The following is a 12,305-nucleotide window of genomic DNA, read 5'->3' as shown; positions in this document are numbered from 1 at the left end:
AGCAGGCGATATAGGACAAAATATGGCTACCACGAAGCGAAAGGAAAGTCGGTGTCTATCATGAATTGGCCGTCTTTGTCATTATTTTCTTCGAAGCCGCTGCCAGTATGCAAAGGAAAGATTAACGTAGGTGCGAATACGAATGCCAAATTGCGGGATTTGCAGCCTGGGAGAATCGTCGTCCTTCGACAATGTGATCTGGATGAGGATATCGCCCAGAAATTCATTGACCGGAAAGTGAAAGCCGTCATTAACTGTCAGGAGACGATGAGCGGTTCATGCCCGACAGAGGGGCCGCTGATGCTGCTCCAGATGAATATCTCCATATGGGAAGTGGAAACTGACGCTTATGATCGATTTGCCGAACAATTGGATGTAAGTATTTACGAACAAATGATTGTTTACCAAGGATGTGAGATTCCATGCAAGGCGTTCACTCGGGAGGATTGGCTGTTTCACTATCAAAATGCGACGAATCGAGTCACACAGCAGCTTTCCAAGTTTATAGACAATACGCTTACTTATGCCCTGCAGCAAAAGCATGCAGTCATAGATCCATTGCCGCTGATCGCTCTTCGAACTGATCTGGCGGGTAAGCCTATTTTGATTGTGTCTAAGGGGAAAGGATGCAAACAAGATTTAATGGAGGCTAGGGCGTTCATCCATGAAATCTGCCCCATCTTGATCGGGGTAGAGGACGGCGCCGATGTCTTATTGGAGTGCGGGTATCGGCCGCATGTCATTATTGGCGATATGGCAAGTGTGACAGATCATGCATTGACCTGCGGAGCAGAATTAGTTGTCCACAACAATCGAGATGAGAATGGAGTGGCGCCAGGCCTGGTAAGAATCCATGCAATAGGCAGAGAAGCGCACTTGTTATCTTGTTTTGGCACAAGCGAAGATGCTGCGCTGCTGCTTGCTTTCGAGAAGCAAGGGGAGTGGTTGATCACCGTCGGAGCACATGCCCACATGATGGATTTTATGGAAAAAGGAAGAGCAGGGATGGGGAGTACGCTGCTTGTACGTTTAAAACTTGGGGCGAAAGTGATCGATATCAAAAGTGTTGGGGTTCTTTTTCGGCGTTCAACTTCACGTTTAAAGGACGCTTGGGTCACCTTATTGTTATCGTTAGGGTTGATCGCGCTGAGCTTGATGCAGATGAGTTGGATAACGAAGAAGTTATCCCATGTGGTTTGGAATTGGGGCGGGCATGGATGAACAAGCTTATATCGTCGATTAGGCCGGACATCATGTTCGGCCTTATTTGATATGTGGACAATGGGTGTTCACGCGTTATTCTTCTTGCGTTTCGCTTTAAAGCGGGGAGCGACATAATTGCGTTTGCGATCGCGGAAAAACGTCCACCCCCCGATAAAGGCAACGCCGATAAGGAATAATATAAGTCCTAGCGTAAATTTTCCCCAGAGCACATGACCGTCTTCCGGATTGAATTGGGCGAATATCGAATCCTTCATGGCAAGAAATCCGTAGGTCGCTGTCAAACCGGGGATGACGAGGAGAAGAATGGCAATAAATCGATAAAATGGCGCTTTCATAGCTGCTCCTTACTTCATTTCTTAAGTTTTATCTATCATCATACTCTGAATCTGTTTTTGTGTCTAATTCACAAATAAGACTATGATTTCAATCCCAAAAAAGGGTAATATAATAGAGACATCCGTATACATATGAGGGTAGTGAATGTCAGTTAATGCTTACGATGCCAGTTTTGCTAAAGCAAAACGCCTAGGAGGAATTAATATGAGTGAACATAGATATGATGTGGTGGTGCTTGGCGGAGGAATCGGCGGCTATACAGCGGCCATTCGCGCAGCGCAATTAGGCAAAACGGTTGCCATTGTGGAAAGAGACAAGCTGGGAGGCACCTGCCTGCATCAGGGGTGCATTCCAAGCAAAGCTTATCTTCGCAGCGCGGAAGTGTACGCGACCATGAAGAACAGCGAAGAATACGGCATTACGGCTGCTTCTGTCGAGCTGAAGTTTGGCAACGTCTTAAGCCGGAAGCAACGCATCGTGGACCAACTGCATCAAGGCCTGCAGTTTTTGATGAAAAAAAATAAAATCGCGATACACTATGGCAATGGCCGTATTATCGGGCCTTCTATCTTCTCGCCTAGAAGCGGAGCTGTTTCCGTAGAAAAGGAAGACGGCGATATCGAGACGCTGCTCTCCAGCAATTTAATCGTTGCAACCGGTTCAAGGCCCCGCAGCTTGCCAGGGTTGGAAGCGGACGGGACTTACATTCTTACGAGTGAAGATGCACTTCGCATGGAGGAGCTTCCGAAGTCCGTCATTATTGTAGGCGGCGGTGTTATCGGAGTGGAGTGGGCTTCCATGCTGAATGATTTTGGCGTCGAGGTAACGATTGTTGAGTTGGACAAGCACCTCGTTAGTTTGGAGGATGCCGACATCTCCAAAGAGCTCGAACGTTTGTTCAAAAAACGCGGCATAAACCTCGTAACCGGAGCCAAGGTACTAACGGAGTCCGTGGCTATTGCTGATGGACAGGTGTCTTTAAAGGCTGATAAACAAGGCGAAACGATCGAATTGGCAGCAGATAAAGTGCTCGTGTCTGTTGGACGCATTGCAAACATTGAAGGCATCGGTCTTGAAAATACAGATATTAAGGTGGAGAAAGGCGTCATCAGCGTGAATAACTTCATGCAAACGACTGAGTCCCATATTTATGCAGTGGGCGATGTGATCGGCGGCCTCATGCTGGCGCATATGGCTGGGCATGAAGGAATTTTGGCGGCTGAGCATATTGCCGGTCAAACGCCGCATGAATTGCAGGCGCATCTCGTACCTCGTTGCACCTATACGCGCCCGGAAATCGCAAGTGTCGGCTGGACACAGCAGCAAGCTGTGGACCGGGGACATCGCGTGAAGGTTGGCAAATTCAGCTTTAAGGCGATTGGCAAAGCGCTCTTGTACGGAGAAGCCGATGGCTTCGTCAAAGTCATTGCAGACGCTGATACGGATGACATTCTTGGCGTTCATATGATTGGCCCCCATGTTACGAATAGCATTACGGAAGCGGCTCTCGCCCAGGTTCTGAATGCGACGCCTTGGGAGGTTGGCCAGACGATCCATCCGCATCCGACATTATCTGAAGCGCTAGGCGAAGCGATGCTTGCCATAGATGGGATTGCAATCAGCGGATAATTCGTGGATAAAAAATTGTATTCATAATCATTTCCGTTTATAATATGCTTATAGAGTCAAGTCTTAGGACCAGGTAATAATTTTATGTAAAGAAAATCAATCAAGGAGGCAAACTCCATGTCAATCGGTCAACTTTATAAGCATAGAAGTTTAGATCTATCTGATGATGATGTTATTCGTATGTATACGGTTATGAATCTTGCCGCTAAATATGACGAAAGAGCTTTTATGCTTCAGCGTGCGGGGAAAATTCCTTTTCACGTGTCTGGAATGGGGCAATATGCAGGTCAAGTAGGGGTAGCTTTCGCCATGAAAGCGAATCATGATTATTTCCTGCCTTACTATCGTGATTATGCGTTTGTCCTTTCCGTCGGCATGACAGTGAAAGATTTGATGCTTGCTGTTTTTTGCAAAGCGGAAGACGTCAACAGCGGCGGCAGACAAATGGCGGGTCATTTTGGCGATAAGAAAAATCATGTGGTGACAGGTTCGTCCCCCGTAACGACACAAGTGCCGCATGCGGTCGGCATTGCGCTGGCCGGGAAAATGAAGAAACAGGATTTCGTTACTTATGTTTCTTTCGGCGAAGGCTCCAGCAACCAGGGCGACTTTCATGAGGGTTGCAACTTTGCAGGCGTACATAAACTTCCTGTTATTTTCGTATGTGAAAATAACCAATACGCGATCTCTGTTCCGCTTCATAAACAGGTTTCCGGCAAAATCGCAGATCGTGCTTTGGGTTACGGGTTCCCTGGTATTCAGGTCGATGGCAGCGATGTGCTGGAAATGTACAGGGTGACCAAGGAAGCCAGAGAAAGAGCGGTTCGCGGCGAAGGGCCGACGTTGATTGAAATGATGTCTTATCGTCTCATGCCTCATTCCACGTCTGATGATGATATGTTGTACCGGACAAAGGAAGAAGTCGAGCAAAACCGCCAAAAAGACGGCATTCTCAAATTCAAAGAATATCTAATGGAATGCGGTCTTTGGAGCGAAGAGCAAGATCGCGAGCTTCAGGAACGGCATAAGCAAGAGATTAATGAAGCTACGAAATATGCGGATCTCGCTCCGTACCCGAAACCGGAAGATACGCTCCTCCATGTTTATGCAGAAGGAGATGGCAACTAATTTATGGCAATGATTACTTATTTGGAAGCAATTCGTTCTGCGATGCAAGAGGAAATGCACCATGACGATAATGTCTTCGTCCTTGGCGAAGATGTGGGCAAGGGTGGCGTGCTCAACACAACCAAAGGGCTGCGCGATCTGTTTGGCGAAGACCGTGTCCTCGATACCCCGCTTGCGGAGTCTGCGATCGTCGGTGTGGCCATCGGCGCGGCGATGTATGGCATGAAACCGATCGCGGAGATTCAGTTTGCCGATTTCATTTTCCCGGCAACGAATCAAATTCTTAGTGAAGCGGCGAGAATACGCTATCGTTCTAATAATGACTGGAGTTGCCCGATTGTTATCCGGGCGCCTTATGGCGCGACCGGCGCAGGCGCCTTATATCATTCGCAGTGTCCGGAATCTGTCTTTTTCGGTACGCCGGGCCTTAAAATCGTTGCGCCATCGAATCCTTACGACGCCAAAGGGCTGTTGAAAGCGGCGATTCGCGATGCGGATCCGGTGCTGTTCTTTGAGCACAAGAAAGCCTATTTGTCGTTGACCGCGGATGTGCCGGAGGACGATTATATCGTGCCGATCGGTAAAGCTGACGTGAAACGCCAAGGCACGGACATTACGGTCATCGCTTACGGTATTGTCGTTCAATATGCCCTTCTCGCAGCGGAAGAGCTGGCGAAGGAAGGCATTTCCGCACACGTGCTTGACTTGCGTACGTTGCAGCCGCTTGATAAAGAGGCGATTTTGGAAGCGGCAGCGAAGACGGGCAAGGTACTCATTGCTCATGAGGACAATAAAACAGGCGGCGTTGGCGCTGAGGTGTCCGCCATTATTGCGGAAGAGATGCTCTTCGAGTTGGATGCTCCTATTGCAAGATTATGCGGCCCGGACGTTCCGGCTGTGGGGAGCAATCCGCCAATGGAAAAATTTTTCCTGCTCAACACGGATAAGATGAAGGAAGCGATGCGCAAGCTCGCGATGTTCTAATCACTGGATTCTTTTGGGAGGTACCTAGATATGAATGAAACCAACAGCCGGCTTACCGAGGTGACGATTCCGCATTTGGCGGAAAGTCTCGTTTCGGCTACTGTCGGCAAATGGCTTAAACAGCCTGGCGATTATATTGAGCAATATGACGTGCTTTGTGAACTTTTCACGGAAAAAGTAAACACGGAGATGCCTTCGCCGATTGAAGGCAAGCTTGTCAAAATATTAGTCGGCGATGGCGAAACGGCTGCCGTTGGCGAAGCGATTTGTCTCATTGAAGTTCCGGGCGAAGCTTCTGCAGGAGATGCAGGAACGGGATCTTCTGTCCATGGTGGCGCCGCTCATGCAGGCGCTGCTTTGTCCGAAGATGGGGACCAAAGCATGAGGGGTCGCTTCTCGCCTGCTGTTCATCGGATGGCACAGGATAATCATGTAGATTTGTCACGCGTGCCAGGCACAGGATTGGGTGGACGTATTACTCGCAAGGATGTAGAGCAGTTTATCGCATCGGGAGGAGCAACTGCTAGACCTGTGGCTGCCTCGCAACCAAGCCAGCCAGCTGCAGTACCAACGCAAGCGCAAGCAAATGCCAACGCTGCCGATAACATCCAGCCTTCCAAGCAGCCTGTACGCAGCTCCGGCATTCACTTATCGGCGAATCCGCCGACACCGCTTATCGAAGCTGAGGGACACTCGCTTGATTCCCGCAATGAGCATTTCATTGATGTAACGCCGATCCGCAATGCGATCGCTACGCGGATGCGCCAAAGCGTGACCGAAATTCCGCACGCATGGACGATGATCGAGGTCGATGTGACGAATCTCGTTGTGCTTCGCAATAAGGTGAAGGACGAATTTATGCGCCGGGAAGGCATTAATCTGACGTATCTAGCCTTTATGCTCAAAGCAGTTGTCAACGCCATCAAAGATTATCCAATCATTAACTCTGTGTGGGCTGTAGACAAAATTATCGTCAAACGCGATATTAATATTTCGTTGTCCGTCGGAACGGAAGATTCCGTATTGACGCCGGTTATCAAGAAAGCCGATCAAAAAAATATCGCAGGATTAGCCAGAGAAATCGATGAACTAACGAAGAAAACGCGTGCGGGGAAATTGTCGCTAAACGATATGGTGGGCGGAACTTTTACGGTAAATAATACAGGCTCCTTCGGTTCGATTCTTTCGTATCCGATCATTAACTACCCGCAAGCAGCTATTGTGACCTTCGAATCGATTGTGAAGAAGCCTGTTGTTATACAAGATATGATCGCGGTGCGCTCTATGGTTAACTTGTGTTTGTCGCTGGATCACCGTATTCTGGACGGCGTCATTTGCGGAAGATTCCTGCAGCGAGTGAAAGAGAACCTGGAAGGCTATAATTCAGATACGAAAATATACTAAGCTTATGAATTAAAGAATAAGCCTGCAGTAAACAATAGGCTTGATAAAACCATGATTATAAGCATGACGTAAATAACTACTTTAAACCAGCGTTTGTTCTGTAACAAGGTAATCACTCCTTTTATCGTCAAAAGCTTGTCTCATTCGAACGTACGTCAATGGACGTTGTTTTCATTGTAACTCATTGTGTGTATCGGAGGAAAGTACATGATCCAGCAAAACCGGTTAGTCGAAGAATTCATTGCCCTCGTCCAAGTCGATAGCGAGACGAGGTTCGAGCAAGAAATCTGCGTTGTGCTGAAAGAGAAGTTCAGCAAACTTGGCCTTCAAGTCGTGGAAGACGATTCCATGGCCAAAAGCGGTCACGGTTCCGGCAATCTCATCTGTACATTGGAAGCGACGGATGCCAATGCGGCGATTCCTACGATTTTTTTCACATCCCATATGGATACGGTAGCGCCCGGCAAAGGCATCAAGCCGCAAATCGGCGAAGACGGTTATATTCGCAGCGACGGCACGACGATTCTGGGCAGCGATGATAAAGCTGGAATCGCGGCCATGATTGAAGGCATTCAAGTGCTCAAAGAGCAAAACATTCCACACGGACGGATTCAATTCGTTATTACGGCAGGAGAAGAAAGCGGATTGAAAGGCGCCAGAGCCATGGATTCCAAGCTAATGGAAGCCAAATTCGGCTATGCGCTCGATTCTAACGGCAGCATTGGCGATATCGCCACCGCTGCACCTGGACGCGCGGAAATTGAAATCATTTTCCATGGCAAATCGGCTCATGCCGGGGTAAATCCGGAAGATGGCATAAGCGCCATCCAAGTAGCCAGCAGAGCCGTTTCACGCATGTCGCTTGGCCGGATTGATAATGAAACAACTGCGAACATCGGCAGTTTCTCAGGCGTAGGCCCGCTTAATGTCGTGTGCGATAAAGTGAAGCTGGAAGCGGAAGCCCGCAGTATAGTCCAGCATAAGCTGGAGACGCAAATTACTTCAATGAAGGAAGCCTGTGAATCGGCTGCCGCTGATGCAGGAACTTCATGTGAATTCCACGCGGATATTGTATATGCATCCTATATGCACGATGACTCTGCTCCAGTTGTGCAGCTTGCAGCCAGAGCGCTGTCTACGCTTGGTTTGACCGCTCGCACGTTTCACTCGGGCGGCGGCAGCGATGCTAACATTTTTAACGGTATGGGCATCCCAACGGTGAATTTGGCCGTAGGCTACCATGAAATCCACACAACCAAAGAACATATCGCCATCAGCGATTTGGTTAAAACGGCTGAATTACTGGTTGCTATTGTCAAAGAATCAGCCAAAGGTTAAATGAGATATCTTCATACGGAAAAACCGATAAGCCTGTCTCTGGTTAAGAGAGGACTGATCGGTTTTTTTGATAAACAGAATGTATTGAAGTCTTTACGGAACTAAAGCGTTAGGTGTTAGGGATGCCCAATCTAACACGCCAGAAAGCATATGTCGTCAGGTATGTGTGTGACGAGCTCACAAGAGCGGAGAGATTCCGCATGTAACATGTGTTACGAGCATTTGGCAGGATGGACGTAGAAGATTCAGAAATGCCACAGCGGTTTGGAGTATTGAAATACCTCCTCGATCTGCGTTAGATCGTCTTTTGGCATGGGCGAGCGGAACGTAGGTGCGTTAAGAGGCGGTATTTTCGGTTGTAGGGACGTTTCGCGGAACTACCGTACCTTATGAGCAGGAAATGCTGGGTTGTAGGCACGTTTTCGCAGTTTTAACGCACTCTAGTTCCGCTTCAGGAGGAGAAAAGGGTCATTACCGTGGAATAAGGCATCGTAGTTCCGTCAATATCGCTGTGCATGGGGAATCGGCGGTCCGGTAGTACCTTCACGGTTTTCTTGCGAAGCTTGCGGAGGCTTCGTAGTCCAGTCAATATCGCTGTGCATAGGGAATCGGCGATCCGGCAGCACCTCCACGGTTTCATGCGAAGCTTGCTGAGGCGAGATGTACCTGGAATCTTACAGGGGTGTCCATGGGTATGAATACTGGATGGAAGACAGGTTAGTCAAACGAGAAGTGGAAGACAGCACAAAGTCGAACAGAAGAGGGAAGGGTGTGGGGTGGAAAAGCGATAGCGGTTGGAATCCATGCCCAATTTCCCCCATGCTCAAGCGTATGGGTTTAAATAGTCTATATGCTCATTGAACCGCTATGGTGGTCTCCTATTTGGAGGGAAAGGGAATTACTTGAGGATCCTGCATGTTTCCAAGCAGTGGCTGTTTTGTGAGCATTTGATTCACATAATCCCGCAGGGTGACTTCTTTATTTACGTTTTGGAGCATCACGCGTAAACAACGTTTAACTTCCCAAGCTTTACCCACAAGTCGGATTTGATGGTCAGTCACATAGCTTTTCATAGGGCATTTCCTCATTCCCTGTAAAATTTTGATATAATGTACGATATGCACAATCTGGACAAGTTATGCTTTCTAAAAGGAAAACTCAGCAACGTTACGAAGATAGTTTTCCTAAGGGAAAACTCTAGGGAGGATATCAACAATGACAAATAATAAAAAATTTGAGGAAGTTACGTTAAGTTCACAGCCTATTTTCAAAGGGAAAATTATTTCCCTACAGGTCGATACGGTGTCACTTCCTAACGGTGAAACCGCAACTAGAGAAATCGTTAAACATCCGGGTGCTGTTGCCGTTATCCCGCTTCTGGATGACAAAATGATTGTTGTTGAGCAGTACCGGAAGCCTTTGGAGAAAAGCCAAGTAGAGATTCCGGCCGGTAAGCTGGATGCCGGCGAAGAGCCGCTAAAAGCTGCGCTTCGGGAGCTTGAAGAAGAAACCGGTTATCGATCCGAGCACGTGAAGCATGTCAGCTCTTTCTATACATCTCCAGGTTTTGCGGATGAGATCATTCATTTATATGTGGCGGAGCAGCTCATAGCCGGAGAGGCGCGACCTGACGAGGATGAGTTTCTGGCGTGCGAGTCCATCACGCTGGAAACAGCGCAGCAGTATATCCGCGAGGGTCGCATTAGCGATGCGAAAACCATTATGGCGGTATATGTGTGGCAGCTTTATAAGCTAACAGGACACATTTAAGATGAAATCTTATTATGTTGATCTTCATATCCATATAGGACGCACCGAAAAAGGCAATGCAGTGAAGATCAGCGCAGCGAATGATCTGACTTTTTTCAATATTGCCCATGAAGCTTCCGAGAGGAAAGGTATGGAAGTCATCGGCATTATCGATTGTCATTCACCGACAGTTCAAGATGAAATTATGATGTATTTGGACAAAGGGGAAATGAAGGAGCAGGAAGGCGGCGGCATTCGCTATCACGAAACTACAATACTGCTAGGCAGCGAAATTGAGGTGCGGGACCCTGGCATGGGGCCTGCGCATTTACTTGCGTATTTGCCTAACCTAGCGGTTATGCAGGACTTCACCAACTGGATGAAGGGTCACATGAAAAATGTGGAACTTAGTTCGCAGCGCATTTATGTGCCCGCCCGCGTGCTTCAAGATGAGGTGCTGGGGAGAGGGGGCATCCTCATTCCTGCTCATATTTTCACCCCGCATAAAAGCGTGTACGGCAGTTCCTCGACAAGGATGGATCACCTGCTGGATCTGGACGGCATCTTCGCTGTTGAGCTAGGTCTCAGCGCCGATTCGGAGATGGCTGGCTTGATCTCAGAGCTCGATCCATTTACGTTCGTAACGAATTCTGATGCGCATTCCCTTGGCAAGATTGGCAGGGAATATAACCGCATAGAACTCGCGGCTCCTAATTTCGCGGAGCTTGTCAAAGCGTTGCGCCGTCAAGAAGGACGTGGTGTTACCGCCAATTATGGATTGAATCCGCGACTGGGCAAATATCATCGGACCTACTGCGGTGCATGTGAATCAATTCTTGATGAAAGCGAGTCAACAGTGGAGCGTTGTTTGTACTGCGGAAGCAAGAAAATTGTACGCGGCGTGATGGACCGCATCCTGGCCTTAGCGGATCGAGAGGAGCCTTATTTGCCTCCGTACCGGCCGCCATATCATTTTCAAGTGCCGCTGGAGTTTATTCCTGGACTAGGCCCCAAAAAACTGAACCAGTTGCTGTTTCGCTTCGGGACGGAAATGAACGTCCTTCATAAGGCTGCATACGAGGATCTGGCCCGCGAAGTCGGTGAAGATATCGCCGCTTACATCGTACAAGCCCGCGAAGGGCTTCTCGATCTGGAGGTAGGCGGAGGGGGACGTTATGGGAAAGTGAAAAACCATTCATAGAAATTACGCTGCGCTCATAAGCTTGTCTGTGTAAGAGTTTGCATACATGGGACATGGGAAGGGGCCGCGGGATGAACAGAAACTTATCGATGAAGCACTATATGAAGGATAATTTGCCGCTCTTTATATTCGTCGCCGTGCTGTTTATCATTGGGGTTGTATTCGGCGCTGTGATGGTTAATGCGCTATCTCTGGAGCAGAAACAGGAGATGACGCGCCATTTGGGCAGCTTTTTTAATGAAATTAACGATGGTGCAGAGTTTGACAGTAAGATGTCCTTTACGCAATCGTTTGGCATGCATATGAAATGGATATTGCTCATTTGGTTGTTCGGGCTATCGATAGTCGGTCTGCCGCTCATTCTGGTTTTGGATTTCTTGAAAGGTGTGCTGATCGGCTTTACTGTGGGTTACTTGGTCGGCCAAATGTCATGGAAGGGCATGCTTTTTGCCCTTGTATCCGTGGCACCGCAAAATCTGATTGTTATTCCGGCCATTCTCTTTTGCAGCGTTGCGGCAATGGGATTCTCCATTTCCATCATCAAAAATCGGTTCATGAGCCGAAATGGAGCGATTTACCAGCCTTTCATGCGCTATACCTCCATTACGTTGACGATGGGTGTATGTTTGCTTGGTGCCGCATTATGGGAAGGGTATATCTCGCAGTTGATGATGAAATGGGTAACTCCCATGCTTACAGGACTTTATGGATAAGAAGACATAGCATGTTCTGTTGACTTTGTCAGTATGCTCCCTCTATAATGTATAAAGTGGCTACATTTGGGCTTTGATGCCCACCGGTTTGAGGGGGAGGCGTATGGAAGCAAGGATCGAGAAGATTAAGCAGCAGCTGCAATCCCAAGGGTACAAGCTAACCCCTCAAAGGGAAGCGACGGTTCGTGTACTGCTGGAAAATGAAGAAGATCATTTAAGTGCTGAAGATGTGTTTATGCTCGTGAGAGATAAAGCTCCTGAGATTGGCCTGGCAACGGTTTATCGTACTTTAGAGTTGTTAAGCGAGCTGCACGTTCTGGAGAAAATGAATTTTGGAGACGGCGTAGCCCGTTACGATTTGCGTGACGATAGCACACGTCACCATCACCATCACTTAATCTGCGTGCAATGCGGGTCCGTAGATGAAATTTTGGAAGATTGGCTCGGGGAGTTCGAAGAACGACTGGACCGTGATTTTCATTTTCAAGTGCTTGATCATCGGCTTGATTTTCAAGGCATTTGCCATCGCTGTAACGATAGAGGGAAGCCGGACTCATTGGATAAATCCAAAACATCAGCTGCACAGTAAGCTGTTTATA

General features: G+C 48.1%; 13 protein-coding genes. 10 read left to right on the top strand and 3 right to left on the bottom strand.

The window, feature by feature from the left end; genetic code table 11:
- The first annotated feature begins 60 nt into the window (after window positions 1-60).
- Window positions 61-1,221 (top strand): putative cytokinetic ring protein SteA, encoded by a 1,161-nt coding sequence (steA, locus tag ABRS97_RS07905; RefSeq protein WP_367812657.1) that lies wholly within the window; start codon window positions 61-63, stop codon window positions 1,219-1,221.
- Between the two features lie 68 nt (window positions 1,222-1,289).
- Here the strand turns inward: steA and ABRS97_RS07900 are convergent, their stop codons facing one another.
- A complete protein-coding gene (locus tag ABRS97_RS07900) occupies window positions 1,290-1,559 on the bottom strand; it encodes a DUF2627 domain-containing protein (RefSeq protein ID WP_367812655.1) in 270 nt (89 codons plus the stop codon).
- Between the two features lie 205 nt (window positions 1,560-1,764).
- Here ABRS97_RS07900 and lpdA point away from each other — a divergent pair, with 205 nt between their 5' ends.
- The 4 genes from lpdA (at window position 1,765) to ABRS97_RS07880 (ending at window position 6,705) form a co-directional block, all read left to right on the top strand.
- Window positions 1,765-3,189 carry a dihydrolipoyl dehydrogenase gene (gene lpdA, locus ABRS97_RS07895; RefSeq protein WP_367812653.1) on the top strand — a complete coding sequence of 475 codons (1,425 nt, stop codon included), beginning with the start codon at window positions 1,765-1,767 and terminating at the stop codon, window positions 3,187-3,189.
- 117 nt (window positions 3,190-3,306) lie between these two features.
- Window positions 3,307-4,317, top strand: coding sequence for a thiamine pyrophosphate-dependent dehydrogenase E1 component subunit alpha (locus ABRS97_RS07890; protein ID WP_367812651.1), 1,011 nt, complete (start codon window positions 3,307-3,309; stop codon window positions 4,315-4,317).
- 3 nt (window positions 4,318-4,320) lie between these two features.
- Window positions 4,321-5,301 carry an alpha-ketoacid dehydrogenase subunit beta gene (locus tag ABRS97_RS07885; RefSeq protein ID WP_367812649.1) on the top strand — a complete coding sequence of 327 codons (981 nt, stop codon included), beginning with the start codon at window positions 4,321-4,323 and terminating at the stop codon, window positions 5,299-5,301.
- Between the two features lie 30 nt (window positions 5,302-5,331).
- Window positions 5,332-6,705, top strand: coding sequence for a dihydrolipoamide acetyltransferase family protein (locus ABRS97_RS07880; protein WP_367812647.1), 1,374 nt, complete (start codon window positions 5,332-5,334; stop codon window positions 6,703-6,705).
- A 2-nt stretch (window positions 6,706-6,707) separates the two neighbouring features.
- Here ABRS97_RS07880 and prli42 read toward each other — a convergent pair whose 3' ends face one another.
- Window positions 6,708-6,821: a stressosome-associated protein Prli42 gene (gene prli42, locus ABRS97_RS07875; protein ID WP_367812882.1), complete on the bottom strand. Its 114-nt coding sequence runs from the start codon at window positions 6,819-6,821 to the stop codon at window positions 6,708-6,710.
- A 91-nt stretch (window positions 6,822-6,912) separates the two neighbouring features.
- On the opposite strand from prli42, the gene ABRS97_RS07870 reads away from it, so the two are divergent.
- The gene (locus ABRS97_RS07870) at window positions 6,913-8,043 is read left to right on the top strand and encodes a M20/M25/M40 family metallo-hydrolase (protein ID WP_367812645.1); all 1,131 of its coding nucleotides are present in this window, start codon (window positions 6,913-6,915) and stop codon (window positions 8,041-8,043) included.
- An 878-nt stretch (window positions 8,044-8,921) separates the two neighbouring features.
- On the opposite strand, the gene mciZ is transcribed toward ABRS97_RS07870, so the two are convergent.
- Window positions 8,922-9,116, bottom strand: coding sequence for a Z-ring formation inhibitor MciZ (gene mciZ, locus ABRS97_RS07865; RefSeq protein ID WP_367812643.1), 195 nt, complete (start codon window positions 9,114-9,116; stop codon window positions 8,922-8,924).
- Window positions 9,117-9,258: 142 nt separating this feature from the next.
- Between mciZ and ABRS97_RS07860 the strand changes: the two genes are divergently transcribed.
- From ABRS97_RS07860 to fur, 4 genes are all read left to right on the top strand, one after another.
- The gene (locus ABRS97_RS07860) at window positions 9,259-9,813 is read left to right on the top strand and encodes an NUDIX domain-containing protein (protein WP_367812641.1); all 555 of its coding nucleotides are present in this window, start codon (window positions 9,259-9,261) and stop codon (window positions 9,811-9,813) included.
- Window position 9,814: 1 nt separating this feature from the next.
- A complete protein-coding gene (locus ABRS97_RS07855) occupies window positions 9,815-10,993 on the top strand; it encodes an endonuclease Q family protein (RefSeq protein WP_367812639.1) in 1,179 nt (392 codons plus the stop codon).
- 71 nt (window positions 10,994-11,064) lie between these two features.
- Window positions 11,065-11,706, top strand: a complete 642-nt coding sequence (spoIIM, locus tag ABRS97_RS07850; RefSeq protein WP_367812637.1) for a stage II sporulation protein M — start codon at window positions 11,065-11,067, stop codon at window positions 11,704-11,706.
- A 103-nt stretch (window positions 11,707-11,809) separates the two neighbouring features.
- Window positions 11,810-12,295, top strand: a complete 486-nt coding sequence (gene fur, locus ABRS97_RS07845) for a ferric iron uptake transcriptional regulator (RefSeq protein ID WP_367812635.1) — start codon at window positions 11,810-11,812, stop codon at window positions 12,293-12,295.
- Window positions 12,296-12,305 lie beyond the last annotated feature (10 nt).

Origin of the sequence: Paenibacillus tabacirhizosphaerae (assembly GCF_040812395.1) — a bacterium.
Classification (GTDB): Bacteria; Bacillota; Bacilli; order Paenibacillales; family NBRC-103111; genus Paenibacillus_E.
The sequence above is the reverse complement of the archived record's forward strand: the minus strand, read 5'-3'. Positions and strand labels throughout refer to the sequence as shown.